Genomic DNA, 18,016 nt, shown 5'->3' with positions numbered 1-18,016 from the left:
ATAATTGGCTGGAAGCAAATGTTTTCGATACGACAATAACTTGTTTGCCATACCAGTTTGCTTTGTATTCTAACATGGATCGAAATTGCGACCAAGATACCTCACTAATTGTTTTTGCTAACTTATGATTCTTTAACATATTCAATACTTGCAAATCCTCTATACCGATAACATCGTGGTTTTTGATGATTTCAGTTGAGATTTTGTCTAAGTAATCTTTTCTAGCATTTGATATGTATTCATGAATTCTAGCTACTTTTACTCGTTGTTTATTCCAACGAGAAGATCCTTTCATTCTTCTAGAAAGGACACGCTGTGCTTTCGCCAACTTATCTTCTAATGATTGGAAAAACTTCGGGTTTTCATAGAGTTTTCCATCTGACAAAATAGCGAAATCTTTTAGTCCTACATCTATTCCTATGTAAGAATGTGTTTTCGGAAGTTCTTGTACTTCTGTTTCAACTAATAGTGACACAAAATATCTACCAGAAGGGTTTCGTCTAACTGTAGCATTTACAATACGTCCCGTTATTTCACGACTTTTGGCAAATCGAACAAGACCTAGTTTTGGCAATTTTATTTTGTTTCCTACAAAGGAATGTTTTCATTTGTTTATTTTGTGATATAAGATTGTACGTTATTCTTCTTGGATTTGAAACGCGGGGCACTATTTTGTTTTTTGAAAAAGCGTGTATACGCATCCGCAAGGTTGCGAACAGACGACTGAATCGCAATACTATCCACTTCTTTTAGCCAAACAAACTCTTTCTTCATGGCAGGGATTTTGGCAGAGCATGTACCAGAGGTCAAGCCTTTTCCTGTCTCTTTGTATACGTGATCCCATAGAGATAGGAAATGATTGAATACAAAGCGGGAACAACCAATCGTTTTGTTGATTAGAATTGCTTGTGCTTGATTTGGATAGATACGAAACTTATAGGCTTTATTGATCATCATTTCATTCACCTCCATTTCGGTATATAACTATTATACACCAAACGTACATTCGACAGATGGTGAAGTAACACTTTCTGTATGTCGAACAATTAAGATGGCTTCCTGCCATCCCTTATTCGAAGCCAATGCATCTCCCACCTACTCACTTCGCGTTCCTTGAGGAAGGAGTCTTCTTGGCTAAAATGATAAAATGGTATCAAATTAAGAGGTAGGTGAAAGAGTATCCTAAACCGTTTCACTCTTTTGTTGTATGATTTTTAAATCTTAATAAGATAAAAGTATTGTAAAGAAGAACAAAGTGATAGTGAACACAAAAATTTTTAACATTTTGTTTAGGAGGTGTTACTGTGAAAACTATAGAAATTGAAATAGTTAAATCTGAGAGTCGTAAGGATTTAAAAATGGAATTAGATAAAGTTGTAAATAAGTTTCGTTCAAAAGGTTTAGAGGTTGTCGTACAATATCGAACACAAGCAATTGTAAATGGAATTGAATATTCAGCTTCAATCGTGGGGTGTAAATCAGAATGATCGAAGCTGAACGAGGAAAAGAAGGATTAGAAGAGAGTAAAAAAAACTGGGAAATAACATAGGGGGACCAAAACTAGAAAAAGAAAAACTTTTAATTACACTACGTATATATGATAGTGACCAATATTCCATCAAAGAAATCCTAGAAGAAACTATAATATCACAGGAGTCTCCTTATCGAGCTATTAATAAACGAAAACTTGAAGCAACAAAGAAGTAAAAATACTTTGTGTTTCTTCAAATTATACTATTTTATGGAAGGGATTTTATTAGCTAATCTTATTTACAAATATCATTCAAAAATAAAAACCGATTCCTTAACGTACAGGGAATCGGTTTTTTCGTGTCCGAAATGTGTCTAAACGTACAATTTTCTTTTCTTGATATGGTGAGGCCAATAAGGAAGAAGCATATTGCTCCCATCTTCTCCGATTTCTCCAGGTAATCAAACTGGTGCTGCTTTATGTGATTTAAATCAAAACACGTATCTTTCTCTGTAGATTTCGCATCAAATGCTATAGCTCGTCCTTTATATACCGTCGCAGTCTACAGTGTTTTTAGATTCATAATATCCTGTTAATACCTCCCCCTTAATCTTTAGCCCTTTACAGGATTCGGACGCTTGTTTATAAGTGCCACTCTACCTCTTTGATACATTTCATTCGATAGATTAATAAGTTTTTCAAACGCCATTCCGCGGTTTCCTTGTCCCATTTTTATTCACCTCTTTCTACTAAAATGATTATTTCGTTGAGTTTTAATGTCCCCAATGGTCAACTGTTTCACGTGATGATTTCCAAGAACTATCATCTAATGTATGAATGGTTACTTTTACTGGAATCAACTCATCAGATTCATTATTTTCATCGACATGCTTTGAGCCATCTCTTCAGTTGGTAAAAAACAAGTAGTTGTATATCCTATTGCTGTATCTTTTTCTCCAAAATTATACTAAACATCTTCTAGTATAAATACGCTAATACCCAAAACTCCATTTATGTTCACCCTTCCTATTTGAAATACGGATAACTTTCAACTGTATACCTCCAATAATCATTTTCTGTTAATGCAATCAACTCTTTGCCTTTCTCAATTACTTCCTCTTCGTTTACGAATACACCATATATACCACTCTCATTTTCCTGTTCAAGTAACTCAAGAACGAATACTCTATCCATTTCCCTCTACCCCTGGATAAACTCAAAATTCCGTCAATACTGTAGAGACATGGTTATCTTTCTCTGTTTTCCTTGGATGAGCAGTTAGCTTTTGCTATCTGCTCTTTTATTTTCTGGAATCACCAACAATAAGTCGTAATCTAATTTTACTAATTCTACACACAGCGATTTATTTGTTCCATTTCCTAAATACGTATAAATCAATCTCATTTTTTCTTTAGTGAAGCTTGTCCCTAACAACCAATTAAAGGTTTTTAAAATCTTCGTTGACCAATACGCACTCAGTCCCTTACTTATAGGTCTTGATAACCATGTGAACAATTTACATTTAAAATCTAATTCGTTTTCGACATCTTCTAAATGAAAATACATTTTATTTTTAGGTTCAAATATTAGCTCGTTATAACTCTCTACAAATGACTTAGGAAAGTACATTAATGCCTTATCTACTAATCGCTGTACCTCTTGTTTCATATTCATTCCCCTTTTCTACAAAATGAAATTTTTATACACAATACACACAAGTAAATCCATATAATTTCATATGATATATTGCATCATTTCTTTTTAGAGGAGATAGTCGTTACAGAAAGAGACTTTTCTAAGTACTCTTCTATTTACATACCGTGCGTGATAGGTAAAGCTTTGATATCATCTCCACCTTTTCCCCCACCTAACACCGTACGTGTCAGTTTCCCAACATACGGCGCCCCATCTTCTCCTTTTAAGCTAAAGCAACTAGATTACAAACAATCTTGTACTCACCAACGTATTAATTCCCCTTTCTTACGAAAGGTCACATCATCTTACTCGATCCTGTGAGTTACATCTAATTGATTTAGTTTTCAAAGAACAAGACTAGGGACTATCCCTCCACATTCATTACATGCTTCGTCGGTACTGTGTCCCCACCTTCACAAGAATAAAGTAATTTCGGTTCGTTAGAACCTTATATACACCTGTCTGTTAGTAGACGTTGATGACAGCTTCTTGCTTACCACGTTCCAATTGACTTAGCTATACATATATCCTTAGGTGCTTGCTGTAAGCCTGTTATCTTTACATCCTCATCGTTAGATGTTCCGAATTTCATATTATTCAATCTTACTTTTCGGTAGATAACGTCGTCATTGACGACATACACATTTCTAATGTATTAATCGTTTAGACCCGTACATTCGCAAGTTCGTCAGTCCTTTTTGGACATTCTCACCATAGATATTTTGTAGCATCCCGGCCTATCCATCACCATATGATTTCTCACTTAGGTTTTGTTCAGCCGACTTCACCTAGCTTCATACAATTTGTGACTACTATCACGCCTTGCATGTAGGAGTATCAGATAAGTAGTTTCAGCTCAACCTGACGGCTTTCATTCCTACTTTCAGTCAATCAGTTGTTGTTATCAAATTGATAACCCTCCTGTTTCGTGTTCGCACACTTATAAGGAAACGTGTCGCGCAAATAACGTTTTTGTTTAAAATAACAACTCTAAATAAATTAGATAAATTTACCAGTGTGTTTTAATAAATATTCATTTTAAAATCCCTTTTGAATACGACATAACTCAACCTTACGAAAACCTACAACTCTTCTCGCGCGGCTCTTCTTTATTTAAATTAACAATTTTATTAAGTGTTTTATACAAATAGTACATTCTTTATCAACTTGTTACTTTTATTTTTCCTGGAAAAATGATAAAGTTTGTTTGTATTTTTTATTACTGCCTATTTCCTCTTATTCTGCATTCCTATAAATAGACAACAGCATAGGATAAACAGAAAATGATAAAAATTATGAGAGGAGCTTGAATATGCAATATAATCCACGTTATTGTCAAATTCAAAGCCCAATGGATTGCATCTGGAATAACAATAATTGGATTTACGCTTGGAATCCTTATTACTACAGTTACAACAATATTGCTTGGGACTACAATCGGAATCCTTATTGTGAAAATATTAGAATAACCGATTATGGAGCTAGACCATTTGTATTGAATATTAACCAAGCCACTAAACAAAACAATACTTACCGCACCGCTATCTGGACAGGGAAAAACTTACAAGTAACTCTAATGAGCATTAATGTTGGAGATGACATAGGTTTAGAAGTACACCCTACAACTGATCAATTCATACGTATTGAAGAGGGCCAAGGACTCGTTCAAATGGGGGATAACAAAGATAAATTAGATTTTCAAGAAATGGTCTATGATGATTATGCAATTATGATACCTGCTGGAACATGGCATAATGTAACTAATACAGGTAATATTCCGCTAAAACTTTACTCGATATATGCTCCTCCAAATCACCCATTTGGTACCGTTCATGTTACTAAAGCAGAGGCATTGGCTATGGAAGAAAGTTATAGTTACAGCAATAAGAATACAGTTAGTTATTAACCAAGCTTTATTATAAAAAAGAATGCACATTTTAATTTGTGTGCATTCTTTTTTTTAAATATATACATAAAGACTTTGCAAGAAAATCTAATAAAGTTGTGTTCACAGAGGTAGTGATATTATTTTTTCGAAATTACACCCCTATTCAATCTCTACTTCCTCTGACGGTTTCTTATACTTTATAAAAACCCAAACATGTCACCTACTTCTGCAAAGATATAGCTGTGTGAAAAAACTTGATTCTTAATATAGAATGTACACGTTTCTTAATAAAGTGATGGTCTTGTTCTACAATGTTATTCAAATATTTGAGTGTTCTTGTTTTGGGGCATAGTAACATATTACACTTCTATATTACATCTATACGTTATTAAATCAACATAAGCCAATAACAATTAGTTAATGGAAGATTAGGTGCCTCTGAGATTACTGTTGTATTATATCCCACAATAAAAGTAGCCGGTACGGTTGCAGAAGCCCATCCTGCAGTGAAAAATTGGTTTGTAATTGTATTACTCGAACTGAAAATAGGTGTTTGACCCGTAGAACTCGAGTCAATACCGATAATTCCTTTTCCAGCGGTATTTTGAACACTATTTCCAATAACTTCAATAAACTTAAAAATATTAAAATTAGCATTAAACAGTAAGACAGGTACATTTCCCTCATTAACTGTTATATTGCTTAGAAGAAACAATCCGAAATTTGTACCAACAAATTCTTCAATTACTAATAGATGTCTCAATGTAAAAGGAGAAGAATTATCTTGATTATTATTGCTTACTATTAAGTTCCCTTGTAATGTTCCAGAATTAACAGTTATATTAGTGATAATAATAAATCTGCATCGTGTGTCACCTGAATCAGACACAAAAGTATTACTGTCAATAATACTTTGTCCTGAAGTAGAGGAAATAATGATATAGAAGTATCCATTGTTAGGTGATGCAGCGGGCGCATAGGTAAAGTTGCAATTTGTTATTTGAAACTCAGTTGCTACAATAGCGATACCGAGTTCACATACTGAAATTTCACAACTATCAACATATATCCCTGTTGCTGACAAATTATTAATTGAAATAACAGACTCAACTCCTAAAACAGATGGGAAATCTTGGACGATAGACATATTTCGGAAAACAACATTAGATACTGTAACATTAAACATAGAGATTACAGTATTCAAGGCAGTGACAACAGTAGTTGCCCCTATTCCTTGCCCCTCAATTGTTACTGATTTATTGACAGCAATGGTGGATGTAATTAAAAAGGTTTCGGCATCAAGTAATAGTCTATCACCATTATTAGCCACAGCTAAAGCTGCATCAATCGTAGTATAGATCTGCGTTGACCCAACAAGTATTGTGTTTCCGATAGGAGCTGGAATAGCTCTGACCATCGGAGGAACTGGCTGAGAGAGCTTATAATACGTGCTCCCCGTGGATAGTTCAATGTAAATATCACCCAATTCTCCAATGTCGCATGTTGGAACTCCAACTCCTGTTAAAACTGTAGTACCAGTTGCTCCCGTAGGTCCAGTTGCTCCCGTAGGTCCAGTTGTTCCCGTAGGTCCAGTTGTTCCTGTTGGTCCAGTTGTTCCCGTAGGTCCAGTTGTTCCCGTAGGTCCAGTTGTTCCTGTTGGTCCAGTTGCTCCTGTTGGTCCAGTTGCTCCTGTTGTTCCTGTTGTTCCCGTAGGTCCAGTTGCTCCTGTTGGTCCAGTTGTTCCTGTTGGTCCAGTTGCTCCTGTTGGTCCAGTTGTTCCTGTTGGTCCAGTTGTTCCTGTTGGTCCAGTTGCTCCTATTGGTCCAGTTGCTCCTGTTGTTCCTGTTGTTCCTGCAGATCCAGTTGTTCCCGTAGGTCCAGTTGCTCCTGTTGGTCCAGTTGCTCCTGTTGTTCCTGTTGGTCCAGTTGCTCCTATTGGTCCGGTTGTTCCCGTAGGTCCAGTTGTTCCCGTAGGTCCAGTTGCTCCTGTTGGTCCAGTTGCTCCTGTTGGAAAAGTAATGGGAGGAATAGATGCAAGTGTTGGCCCCACGAGATTAGGTTCAAAGGCCGCAGCCTGAATTCCCTGCCATTTCTTTTTCTCATTTGGTTTATCAAACATATTATTACCTCCAAACAAAATACACTCATTCCTTGGATGAAAAAGTTTTTACCTCTATACATAGTCTATGTAGAAGTGTGTTACCAATTCCCCTATATACGAATAGGGTATGAAAAAATGAGAGATTGGGATAGCAACACATCGCTACCAAGCCTATTGAAAAATGGTTCACGGATATCACGTATGTAATGTTCGGCAATAAGACTCTTTATTTTTTATATATTATAGATGGGTTTAACAATGAAATTATAGGTTATAAAATAGGTAAGACACAGGATGTTTCTTTTGTATTAGATACTCTAAAAGAGGCTTTAAGAAAGCGGAATGTGATTAATACGATTTTACATTCGGATCAAGGAAAAGTGTATACATCAAAATAATTTCAAACATATGCCAAAGAAAAAGGCATTATCACAAGCATGTCTCGTACAGGAAACTGCCATGATAATGCCCTCATAGAATCCTTCCATTCTCACTTGAAATCCGAAGGATTATATGCGCAAAATATAAAACAATCGAATAGTGCTAGTATAATACAAACTGTGAATGAATACATCCACTACTATAATAATGAACGGATTCAGAGAAAATTAGATAACATGTCACCTATAGCTTATAGGAAACATGTTATCTAGTTGTTTTTTCTTTATCTCACCAAATAGGGTGAGACCACCTATGATTTAAAGAAAGAATAGCGTGTTTTTTAATTTTATGGGATATTTTTTTAGCTTAATAGCGATGGGATAACACCAACAAAATGCGAATTTCATAGGCTAAGCAATTTTTCACATAGAAAAAGCCGATTTCCTAAACGCTAAGGGATAATCAGCTTTTTAAGGAATTTAGGTGAGATACATATAAAAATGGATTGTAGCATAGATTTTATTCTTATTAGATTATCCTTCTATTTCGAATACAGTCTCATCGCCATTAAGTCAAAAGCCCGTTTTTTCTCAAAATATAAAGCGGGCTAAATTTTTAGCATAAACAAATAACGCAGCACATGTTGCTTACTATAAGTAACATGTTTATTATCCCTTTCTAGTTTACTAGCCATAATACTTCCTTCTAGGGTTGCAATGATAAAGGAGGCTACCGCCTTTGTATCAATATCTGGCTTTAACTCCTGATTCTGAATCCCTTCTACTATAATCTCTTCAATCATATTGAGAAATGTATAGAAAACTTCAAGTGCCTTTTCTCTTAACAGTCGATTCGTATCATCACTGTCTACAGCAGTATTCAGCAAAGGACATCCCCCTTTTATTGGTGGGTTATTTATTACATCTTCATATACATTAAAAAAAGCACTAACCTTTTCTAATGTTGTATTAGCATTACGTATCGCCTCAGAAAAATGTTGAGAGACAGTATCAATGGCATATTTAAATGCCTCTAAAGCAATCTCATCTTTACTTTTAAAATTACGATAAATCCCCCCTTTTTGTAGCCCTGTAGCCTCCATAATGTCATTCATCGAACAGCCAGCATAGCCTTTTTGATTAAACAATTCTGCCGATTTTAATACAATGTTTCTTCGTGTTTGTTCACCTTTTTGCATAATATCCTCCATTATTGTTGAAAAGTTGTAACATGTTGTAGTTGTACATTAACATATAATAAGTTACCTTAAAAGAGACCGTTCGGTCTTTTTTGGGTGAGAGTAGAATTTCTAAAAGGAGATGGTGAGAGAGTTAGTATTTGGTTAGCGTATAACATTCTAATCATGCTATCGGTATCTGACATGAATTTATTGGAGATAATTAAAACTAAGGAGGAAATTATGCATAACATTATTATTCCAGATAGTAAAGTAGCAAAAGAAGCTACTCAATTGGTTTACGAAATTTCTCCAGAATTTCTTTATAATCATTGTTTACGGACATATGCTTTTGGTGATGCATTGGGAAAAAAATATGGATTTAAATATGATCAGGAGTTATTTTATCTTGCTTCTATTTTACATGATGTTGGTCTTACAGAGCATGTATGTTGTAAACATTCATTTGAATATGAAGGTGCTAATCATGCAGAAAAATTCCTTCATTCCCATGGTTTTTCACAAGATAAAATTGATGTGGTACGTGAAGCTATTATTCTACACACCTCGGAAATTGCTAAAGAAAAACAACCAGAGATTGCGTTAGTTCATTTCGGGGCGGGAATGGATGTAGTTGGTTTACGTATAGAAGATATTCCGGAGGAAACATTCAATTTTATAATTGAGGTTTATCCTCGATTAGGTTTCAAAAAAGCTATGATTGAACTGATTAAATATGATTCCAATCTAAAAAATACACAGCAACAGCCAAATAATTTGAGTTCTTCTATGCTTCGTATGGGGTTTTCAGATTGGGTGATGAATGCTCCTTTTAAAGATTAGAGAATAAAGAATTAGAATGTCATAGAACTTAGGAAGGGATACAGACCGAAAAACGGATAAAAACCACGTTATGCAAAAAACTAGCCTCTACAAAAGAGGCTAGTTGACGTAAAATTCCATATAGGAAGTTAATTTTAGAAGTTATTGAATATAATCATAAATATTTTTTGCTAATAATAAACAAGTTACTGTTATGAAAAGGGCACGAACATACCCACTTCCCTTTTTTATAGCAAATTTGGATCCGATAATCCCTCCAGCAATTTGTGCAATTCCCATTATGAAACCATACGCATAGTTTACTTGTCCTACATACATAAACATTAACAATGCACCAATATCGCTTCCTAAATTAAGCAACTTCGCATTACCTGCTGCTTTTAAAAAATCATACCCAATAAATAAAAGCGAAAACATTAAGAATGAACCTGTGCCAGGACCTAGAAATCCATCATAAAAACCAATAACAAAAACAAAAATAGTAAAAATAATGAAGTGTCGACCGGACAATTTCTTATGAGTGGAAATACTACCCCAATCCTTTTTGAATATCGTATAAATAGCCACCGCACCAAGCATGATCAGCATCAATGGCTTCAGTACCTCTGGGTTCATTAAATGAACGGTCCATGCACCTATTATGGAACCTATAAAAGTGAGTGGGAATAATCTAAACCCTGATTTCAAATCCAGGTTACCAGAACGATAAAACACAATATTACTAGTTGCACACCCCATTGTGGATGCTAATTTATTCGTTGCTACTGCACTTGCTGGATTCAGCCCTGTAAATAATAAAGCTGGTAAAGCAATGAGTCCACCACCACCTACAACCGAATCAATAAATGAAGCTAAAAATCCAAAAACAATCAAAATAATTAATACTGATGGGTCTAAGTAAAAATCCATATTATCAACCTCTTTTTAGTCACTATTCGAATAGTAACTAATAATTTGCTAAATGTAAACAGTTATTGTAACGTTAAAATATAAAAGCAAACATCGGAGGACGAAAAAAGTGGACTACATAGTGCAACAGCTAAAAAAATTGGTTTCAATGAATATGAAGCTAAATCTTATGTATCTCTTGTTAAACAAGGGCCTGTCACAGCCTACCAAGTAAGTAAAGATTCAGGTGTCCCAAGAGCGCGAATTTATGAGATTTTAGGTAACCTTGTAGAAAAAGGAATTGTCATGAAGGAAGAAATAAATGACACCACCCGCTATTCACCTCTACCTGTTGAAATCTTTTTACAGAAAGCGCAATCAGAATGGCAGTCTACTTATGAAGGAATTAGTGATTCATTAAAGAAACTAGAAACTTCCGAGGAAAAAACGGATAATCGAGTAATTACTTTAAAAGACAATCAAACAATCATTAGCTATTGTCAGGCATTAATAAAAAAAGCAGAACGACGTATTGTCATTTCAATGTGGGATGAGATGTATGAAGCGTTAAAAGAAGATCTATCTGAAGTAGCTGATAAAGTTACAATACAAGGTATTACCCTGCATGTTGAAAATCCCATTAAAAATCTAGAAGCCCACCGCATAACACCTTATACAGAGACCTTGTCTACAGAACATTGGTTTATTGTATCGATAGATTCTAAAGAAATGATTTATGGACCATCACTTGAAGAGCGTAATATTGCTTTTTATACAGATGACCCCGTTCATATATACTTATTAGAGGATTATGTATGGCATGATGTTTTAGTGAATCGACTTGTCCGACGTAACCAAGACAATTTGGAGAATTGGATTGCTACAGAGCGAAAAACATTCTTTACGGAAGAATAAGAAGAATTATTTAAATTAGAGTTCTTTGTTCAACCTGACTGTTGAACAAAGAACCATGTATATTCTATATACATTTGGTTAACATAACGTCTCATTATCGGTAGCGAAGAAAAAGGTGTCCCCTTACTCTCAGAAGAGATTCGCCTTTTTCTTTTTCTGTGAATCTATGCATCTTTTTATACATTCCTATTATAGAACAACTTTTGGCTTCCCTATGTTTCCCTATTTTTTTTATAAAACTTTGTATACTCTTAGCGTGGTTTTTTATCGAAATGCTGGCGTACCTTAGTTGTTTTGCTTAGGGTTTCAGGTACCTGTAAATGTGTTTATTTAAAATGCTCGAACGTGATATCTATGGGCTACTTATTTTAGAATTGAATCGTGGAGATTGCGTGTTTATATACAAGCTGTTGCCTCCCTTCAAATTCTATTAAAATAGAAAAAGTATCATATCCTCTTATTATTCCTTTTATATGTAATCCTTTGACCAGAATTAATGTGATATCCTTCCTCTTTTGAAATGCTTCTTGTAACAATTGTTCCTGGAAAAATAGCATGTTTCTACCTCTGTCCTTTTGAAATGCTTGAAATTTTGTTTCCAACGAGTTCACCCCCCTATTCTTCTCATACCGTTACGAGATTTTCCATGTCTTCTTACGTTCATTGATGCAAACGTTCTATTCCCTTCATGCTCTCAATCACTTTCTCATCACTCACTATATAATATATCTCATTTCCCTTTCGCTCATAGGAAACCATCTTAAACTGTTTTAACTTTGCTAATTGTTGTGACATTGTAGATTGTGGAACACGTAGTAACTTCTGTAACTCGGATACATTTAATGGTCCTTTTGAAATTAATTCCCGAACTATCATCAAACGCATAGGATGTCCAAGCATCCGCAATATATCTGCTGGTCTCTCGTAATCACCAATCTTAATATAAAAAGCTTCTGACATAATCTCTTCTCCTTTTTAGTAAGCATTTTCTATATCCTAAAATCATCTATTTGTTTCGACAATGTTTTAGATACAGAAGGGATACCTTCAAGTGGTTGTATTTGCATAACTATGTTATTTACGAAGAAGCTCCCTATGTCCTCTTTGTATCTTACATTGCTTCAGATGTATCTTACTAAATAAATCATTTAGTTCTCTTTGATTTATATTTTCTAATACGTTTAATCCCGCTCAAACGTTTCCCTCCAAGCAATTTTTACTACTTTAATGTGCTACGTAGAGACCGGATTGTTAAGCTATTAAGGATTTTTTTTGTATCTAAAATCCTAAAATAAAAAGATAAGATCCGGGAACACGATCTTATCTTTAGCACAAGGAGTAAACAAACGGATAACCATCATATGTATATTATAATTTATTTTTTGTTAATTTTGAATATTAGAGTCGTAATTTAGTAGTCTATCTATATTGAGAAATTCATTACAAACTTAGTTAAAACCAAAGTGAATGTCACTTTACCTATAAATTGGTCGTAAGTTAATTATTAACCCATAAACTGGCCGAAAAATTTAATAAGAAGCATAAAGTTAACAAGCGTTAAGGTGCTTTTATACTAAAAAAACTAGAATATCAATAAAACCTTCACTGAAAGATAGCACCAACAATAACCGAATCTCTTACGCTAATCCTAATTCTATAAATAAAAATTTGAAGTGACCCCCGAAAGTTAGACAGGTCGTTTCATTAGGCAGCCTCTCTAGGGTATGAGCCCGGTATTGTACGAGGGCACTGAAAAACTTGCGTTTTTTATAAATAAATTCATTATAGGGAAAAATAGGGCGCTTCTTGTTCAATTTTGAACAGGAAACGCCCTGTTTTTTTGTCTATTTATTACTCTTTTTCATTCAGAAGCTTCAAGATTCTTTTTAGATTGACAGTGAATATCGTCGTTGCTCCCTGAATTTGCATGCCAAATAAACCCGCAGCCGATGCTTGATCGTACCCATGTTTATTTTTTAATTCACTATTTTTCGCTTCGATTTTATAGCGTTCTCGAGCTAAGCGTTTAAATTCTTCTGTTTCTTGAAAAGCTTGTTGGTCTAAATGTTCCTCTGATTTAATGGCAACAGAATAGGTTTTAGTTTTTGCACCTTCTTTAAAACATCCTTCTCGGAGTGGACAGACCTTACATTTTTCAACGTCGAAAAAATAAACCATTCTTGCACTTGCTCCTGGATGTGAGTCTGGTTTTTTACTTTTTCTTTTTGCTAAATGTCCTGCTGGACATACAAATAAACCTGCATCTTTATTAAAGTCAAATTCTTTTCCGTTTGCTCGCCCATTTTGAGCAATCATTGGATTTAACTTAGAAATCAGTTGAATGCTTTGTTCTTTTGTATAAAGTAAATTGTTTTTCCCTGAATAAGCCGTGTCAGCGATGACTGTTTCAACTTCTATTCCTGTTACTTTACTTTTTTCAATCAGTTCTTGTAGATAATGTCCATCTGATTTTTCACCTGTTGTAACGACCGCTGCTGTAATAATACGTTCATCACTAATTGCTAAATGTGTTTTATAACCAAAGAAAGAACTGTCTGCTGTTTTATGTCCTACTCGTGCATCGGTGTCTGTTGAATAATTTAGATGTTCTTGCGTATCTTCTACAGCCTCTTTTAACACGTTCAATTTTTCCTTTACGGCTGGTAGATGAGCGATTTGTGGTTTGTTTTCAATAATGGCAATCAATTTTTCACAGTAAGCTATTTCACCTTTGACCTCGTTAGAAGTATTCTTCTTTGGAAATTTTCCCTTCATGGATCCATCGAATTGATACACTGCTTTGCGGGTATGTTTTGATTTCTCTTGTAAAAATTCTTTCGGTGATTTTTGGTTATAACGTGCTCTGGTATGCGTTGCGTCCACAATGATTGTTTTACTTTTGATAATGTTCTTTTCGAGTGCGATTTCAACTGTTTTTCTAATGAGCATATCTAATAAACTTACGTCTTGAAGACGAAGTCTACGGAATTTTGTGAGTGAGCTTGAATCAATCACGTCATCTTCTGGCGCCATATCTAAAAAATACTTGAAAGACATGTCATATTTTGAACGTTCGACAAGGTCTACATCAGATACATTAAAAATGGCTTTTAACAATAAATACTTAAACATTCGAATCGGAGGAATCGCATTTCTTCCATAGACGATACACCTTTTTATGATTCACTTTGTGCCCATGATTCATCAGTTCATCGCGAATACGACGATACCCATAACACCCACCATGTTCATCATAAATAGCTTGAATCCGTTCTTTTAACTCCGCATTTGAATCAGGACGATTGAACCGTTTGATCCAGTAATAATACGTACTACGTGGAATGTTTGCGAGTTGAAGTAACTCTTTGACAGGAAATTCATGCCTTAACTCATAGATTACTTGGGTTTTGTCTTGTTTGGTGATTGTTTCTTGTTTTGTACTAAGGCATTCAACTTTTTTAAATATGCATTTTCCATACGTAAACGCTCATTTTCCGCTTGTAGTGCTTTTATTGAGCCCTCTACTATTGGTTTTATTTTTTTATCTTTCATGGTTGGACGCCCCTTTTTCTTTGAATGTAGGGAATCTAATCCTCCTGTTTCATAAGCTATTTTCCATTTCCGAAGTGTTTCATAAGACGGAATATTGAAAAGTTCCGCTGTTTCTCTGATAGATGTCCCGTGTTCATTCATATAATTAAGTACGTCTAGTTTATACTGGGTAGAGTAGGATGTATAGCGTTTTTCAAAAGCATTTTTACCTGAAGTTTCATATCGTCTAATCCACTCACGAAGTAAGCTAGGAGTAAATTCTATAGATTTAGCAATTATTTTTCCTCTTTCTGTACCATCTAAATATCGTTTCACTGCTTGGATTTTCTCTGTTGAAGAAAATTTAGCCATAAAAAATGCACCTCCAATTGTTAGAATGTGTCTAACAATTGGGGTGCACTTCACCCTATATTTGGAATTTAGTGTTCGTTCAATATAATCTACTTCTGTCTGTTAAAGATGGATTGATCATATCCGTTACTGCACGATATAGGTTTTCCGGATATTCAGCTATTCGATGACATAAATACAAGTACCACTCTTTTCCGTAAGTTAAATATACTTTACAGTTGTACCCCTTACTTTTTAAATCCATTAACAAATCTGGACGGATTCCGTAGAGCATTTCTATTTCTACGTTGGGTTGATTAAGGTATTGACGTTTTTCCATTTCTTGAATAAGCATTTCATCATGCGTGGCTATGGATACTGGGTGGTTAGATTCTATTATTTGTTCTACAAGTTTAAGATAACGATTATTTAATTCCTTTGATCTAGGCATAGCAACATCAGCTGTTTCTTGATAAGCCCCTTTGACAACTCGTATTTTCCCAGGATAATGAACTAATTCCTGAACATCATTGTTGGACCTATATAAATGTGCCTGTATAGTGATCCCTACATTAGGATATTGCGTAGTTGTTTTTTTATAGATATTAAGAATATCGTCCGTTTTTGATGTTTCTTCCATACTTATCATAAGTGTAACGCCGTACAGATTAGCTTTCTTGGCTAACTCAAGTAAATGAATATAAGCTGTTTCTGGATCCACAGATAATCCAATATGTGATAAATCAAACGAAACAGTCGACTTCATGGAGAACAAACCCATTTCTTCAATAAGATTCAAAAATTCGTTTTTGGCGTTTCGGCATTCTTCTAAATCCGTTGTATTTTCACCAATATATTCCAGTGAAATAGAATAATCTCTGGAAATTAGTTCTTTTGCTGTTGCAAGCCCATCTTGCCTATTCTCTCCGGTTACAAACCGTTTGGCGGCTTGCAATAGTAAAGGATAGAGTTCATTGGACTGCTGAATATAAGATTTAATATGTTCATTTCGTGCAACCGATTTAAGCGCTTGGGTGACTTGAACCTTTGGATTAGTCATAACTTACATCTCCTTTTTCATATTTACATAAACTTTATCATGGTAAAATGGTTTATATTAGTACCATTTATAATGAATTTTCAAAGTACCAATTCTAGATAAGGAGTAAATTTCAATATGCTTTGGATACCCATTGACCGATCATTAGATATACCATTAATTAGACAAGTTTATCAGCAAATACGAGAACAAATTTTAAACGGGGACTTACAATCAGGAGAAAAACTACCGTCGACACGTGAACTATCTTCTGAGTTGAATGTATCCAGGAATGTGATTTTGGAAGCGTATGATCAATTATTGGCTGAAGGATTTTTAGTTGCAAAAAGGGGTGCTGGAACATTTGTTGCTGAAGGTACTTTTTTAGAACAACAGAATAAAACACCTTCATTTCATTCTGTGAATTGGAGTGAAGATAAAAATAAAGATGATAACATCATCAACTTTCGTTCAGGTATACCAGCACTGGATTTATTTCCGCGTAAGACATGGGCAAAATTGTCTCATACCATATGGAATGACATTGCACCTTCTACTTTTGGATACGATATTCCCGAAGGACGTCCGGAATTACGACAGGTTTTATCACGATATTTACTGAAAACAAGAGGTGTTGATTGTCATCCAGAACAAATTGTGATTACATCTGGTGCAACCCAAGCTATGACACTTGTTTCTAAATTACTTTTATCGCCCAATGATACAATAATAATGGAAGATCCAATCACCAATGATATTCAAACTATATTTAAAACTTCAGGTGCTCTTCTTTCCCCTATACCTGTTGATGAATATGGAATGAAAACATCGTCGCTGCCATTAAATACTTATCCAAAGTTTATCTTTGTTACTCCGTCCCACCAGTTTCCGTTAGGAGGAACGTTACCAATTCAACGAAGGATTCAATTGATTAACTACTCGAGAAGAACAAATTGTTATCTTGTTGAGGATGATTATGACAGTGAATTTAGATATGAAGGACCACCTGTAAGTTCATTACAGGGATTGGATTCAGATCGTGTATTATATATTGGTTCGTTTAGTAAAATTTTATCACCAGCCCTTAGAATGGGATATTTAATTCTTCCTTCACAACTTATTGAAAAATGTCGCATGCTAAAATGGTTTTCGGATTTACATACCCCGTCTTTAGAGCAGCTTATCCTTGCCCGTTTTATTGATGAAGGCTATTTGGAACGACATATTATGAAGATGAAGAAAATGTATAAAAAGCGAAGAAACTTTCTTATTCATTGTTTAAAAACAACATTTTTGGATAAGGTTAATATTTTCGGTTATTCAACAGGCTTACATCTAATTGCTGAATTAAATGAATGCCATTTTTCAAAAGAATTAATCGAATGGATCGAACGGTTTGGAGTTAAAGTATATCCTGTAGAAGATCATACTATAGAAAAAGGAAAACATCATAATCGAATTATTTTAGGTTATGGGCATCTAAAAAAAGAAGAAATTAAAGAAGGTGTGACCAGACTACATAAAGCAATATATAATTTAAAATCCAAAAATTAAAGCCGAGCCGTCCTTAGGTTAGCATGAGGACAACTTGACTTAGTTTTCTGTCAGGATCCCATAACTATCCAGCTAAAAATTTAGCCCGCTTTATATTTTGAGAAAAAACGGGCTTTTGACTTAATGGCGATGAGACTGTATTCGAAATAGAAGGATAATCTAATAAGAATAAAATCTATGCT

The 18,016-nt window shown here is 34.6% G+C and carries 15 protein-coding genes and 6 pseudogenes; 8 read left to right on the top strand and 13 right to left on the bottom strand.

All coding sequences use genetic code 11. The features are described 5' to 3' along the window. Positions 1-957, bottom strand: a pseudogene (gene tnpB / locus ACUN13_RS31115) (IS200/IS605 family element RNA-guided endonuclease TnpB); the annotation flags it as partial. Between the two features lie 347 nt (positions 958-1,304). Here tnpB and ACUN13_RS31110 point away from each other — a divergent pair. Together ACUN13_RS31110 and ACUN13_RS31105 are read left to right on the top strand one after the other, a co-directional pair. Beyond that, a complete protein-coding gene (locus ACUN13_RS31110) occupies positions 1,305-1,487 on the top strand; it encodes a hypothetical protein (protein ID WP_253184245.1) in 183 nt (60 codons plus the stop codon). After that, positions 1,481-1,707: pseudogene (locus ACUN13_RS31105) on the top strand (recombinase family protein); the annotation flags it as partial. The gene ACUN13_RS31110 and the pseudogene ACUN13_RS31105, both read left to right, overlap by 7 nt. Positions 1,708-1,766: 59 nt before the next feature. On the opposite strand, the pseudogene ACUN13_RS31100 reads toward ACUN13_RS31105, so the two are convergent. The 3 genes and pseudogenes from ACUN13_RS31100 to ACUN13_RS31090 form a co-directional block, all read right to left on the bottom strand. Continuing rightward, positions 1,767-2,180: pseudogene (locus tag ACUN13_RS31100) on the bottom strand (Holliday junction resolvase RecU). Positions 2,181-2,497: 317 nt separating this feature from the next. Continuing rightward, a complete protein-coding gene (locus ACUN13_RS31095; protein WP_171903002.1) occupies positions 2,498-2,665 on the bottom strand; it encodes a hypothetical protein in 168 nt (55 codons plus the stop codon). Between the two features lie 84 nt (positions 2,666-2,749). After that, positions 2,750-3,139, bottom strand: a complete 390-nt coding sequence (locus ACUN13_RS31090) for a hypothetical protein (RefSeq protein ID WP_426867524.1) — start codon at positions 3,137-3,139, stop codon at positions 2,750-2,752. A 1,339-nt stretch (positions 3,140-4,478) separates the two neighbouring features. Between ACUN13_RS31090 and ACUN13_RS31085 the strand changes: the two genes are divergently transcribed. After that, positions 4,479-5,072, top strand: a complete 594-nt coding sequence (locus ACUN13_RS31085) for a cupin domain-containing protein (protein WP_134189265.1) — start codon at positions 4,479-4,481, stop codon at positions 5,070-5,072. 202 nt (positions 5,073-5,274) lie between these two features. Here ACUN13_RS31085 and ACUN13_RS31080 read toward each other — a convergent pair. Further along, positions 5,275-5,391 (bottom strand): annotated as a pseudogene (locus ACUN13_RS31080) (IS6 family transposase); the annotation flags it as partial. Between the two features lie 51 nt (positions 5,392-5,442). Next, positions 5,443-7,173, bottom strand: a complete 1,731-nt coding sequence (locus ACUN13_RS31075; RefSeq protein ID WP_445424180.1) for an exosporium leader peptide-containing protein — start codon at positions 7,171-7,173, stop codon at positions 5,443-5,445. Positions 7,174-7,313: 140 nt separating this feature from the next. Between ACUN13_RS31075 and ACUN13_RS31070 the strand changes: the two genes are divergently transcribed. Both ACUN13_RS31070 and ACUN13_RS31065 read left to right on the top strand, forming a co-directional pair. After that, complete coding sequence (locus ACUN13_RS31070; RefSeq protein ID WP_445424184.1) at positions 7,314-7,553, top strand: DDE-type integrase/transposase/recombinase; 240 nt, start codon at positions 7,314-7,316, stop codon at positions 7,551-7,553. A 27-nt stretch (positions 7,554-7,580) separates the two neighbouring features. Then, entirely contained in the window at positions 7,581-7,808 is a 228-nt protein-coding gene (locus ACUN13_RS31065; RefSeq protein ID WP_445424183.1) for an IS3 family transposase, read from the top strand. A 335-nt stretch (positions 7,809-8,143) separates the two neighbouring features. On the opposite strand, the gene ACUN13_RS31060 is transcribed toward ACUN13_RS31065, so the two are convergent. After that, on the bottom strand, positions 8,144-8,734 hold the full coding sequence (locus tag ACUN13_RS31060) for a TetR/AcrR family transcriptional regulator (protein WP_166669225.1): 591 nt from the start codon (positions 8,732-8,734) through the stop codon (positions 8,144-8,146). 222 nt (positions 8,735-8,956) lie between these two features. Here ACUN13_RS31060 and ACUN13_RS31055 point away from each other — a divergent pair, with 222 nt between their 5' ends. Further along, positions 8,957-9,556, top strand: a complete 600-nt coding sequence (locus tag ACUN13_RS31055) for an HD domain-containing protein (protein WP_445424179.1) — start codon at positions 8,957-8,959, stop codon at positions 9,554-9,556. A 141-nt stretch (positions 9,557-9,697) separates the two neighbouring features. Here ACUN13_RS31055 and ACUN13_RS31050 read toward each other — a convergent pair whose 3' ends face one another. Beyond that, positions 9,698-10,465: a TSUP family transporter gene (locus tag ACUN13_RS31050; RefSeq protein WP_426867532.1), complete on the bottom strand. Its 768-nt coding sequence runs from the start codon at positions 10,463-10,465 to the stop codon at positions 9,698-9,700. A gap of 138 nt (positions 10,466-10,603) precedes the next feature. On the opposite strand from ACUN13_RS31050, the gene ACUN13_RS31045 reads away from it, so the two are divergent. Beyond that, the gene (locus ACUN13_RS31045; protein ID WP_445424182.1) at positions 10,604-11,359 is read left to right on the top strand and encodes a TrmB family transcriptional regulator; all 756 of its coding nucleotides are present in this window, start codon (positions 10,604-10,606) and stop codon (positions 11,357-11,359) included. A 368-nt stretch (positions 11,360-11,727) separates the two neighbouring features. Here ACUN13_RS31045 and hfq read toward each other — a convergent pair whose 3' ends face one another. The 5 genes and pseudogenes from hfq to ACUN13_RS31020 all read right to left on the bottom strand — a co-directional run bounded on the left by hfq (position 11,728) and on the right by ACUN13_RS31020 (position 16,301). Then, positions 11,728-11,961, bottom strand: a complete 234-nt coding sequence (gene hfq / locus ACUN13_RS31040; RefSeq protein ID WP_445424178.1) for an RNA chaperone Hfq — start codon at positions 11,959-11,961, stop codon at positions 11,728-11,730. Positions 11,962-12,019: 58 nt separating this feature from the next. Beyond that, a complete protein-coding gene (locus ACUN13_RS31035) occupies positions 12,020-12,319 on the bottom strand; it encodes an ArsR/SmtB family transcription factor (RefSeq protein WP_426867538.1) in 300 nt (99 codons plus the stop codon). An 891-nt stretch (positions 12,320-13,210) separates the two neighbouring features. After that, a pseudogene (locus tag ACUN13_RS31030) lies at positions 13,211-14,536 on the bottom strand (IS1182 family transposase); the annotation flags it as partial. Beyond that, a pseudogene (locus tag ACUN13_RS31025) lies at positions 14,511-15,262 on the bottom strand (IS3 family transposase); the annotation flags it as partial. The pseudogenes ACUN13_RS31030 and ACUN13_RS31025, both read right to left, overlap by 26 nt. A 79-nt stretch (positions 15,263-15,341) precedes the next feature. Then, the gene (locus ACUN13_RS31020) at positions 15,342-16,301 is read right to left on the bottom strand and encodes a proline dehydrogenase family protein (RefSeq protein WP_445424177.1); all 960 of its coding nucleotides are present in this window, start codon (positions 16,299-16,301) and stop codon (positions 15,342-15,344) included. A 117-nt stretch (positions 16,302-16,418) separates the two neighbouring features. On the opposite strand from ACUN13_RS31020, the gene pdxR reads away from it, so the two are divergent. Then, positions 16,419-17,834 carry a MocR-like pyridoxine biosynthesis transcription factor PdxR gene (gene pdxR / locus ACUN13_RS31015; RefSeq protein ID WP_445424176.1) on the top strand — a complete coding sequence of 472 codons (1,416 nt, stop codon included), beginning with the start codon at positions 16,419-16,421 and terminating at the stop codon, positions 17,832-17,834. Positions 17,835-18,016 lie beyond the last annotated feature (182 nt).

Source organism: Bacillus cereus group sp. Bce041, assembly GCF_052646455.1.
The sequence above is the reverse complement of the archived record's forward strand: the minus strand, read 5'-3'. Positions and strand labels throughout refer to the sequence as shown.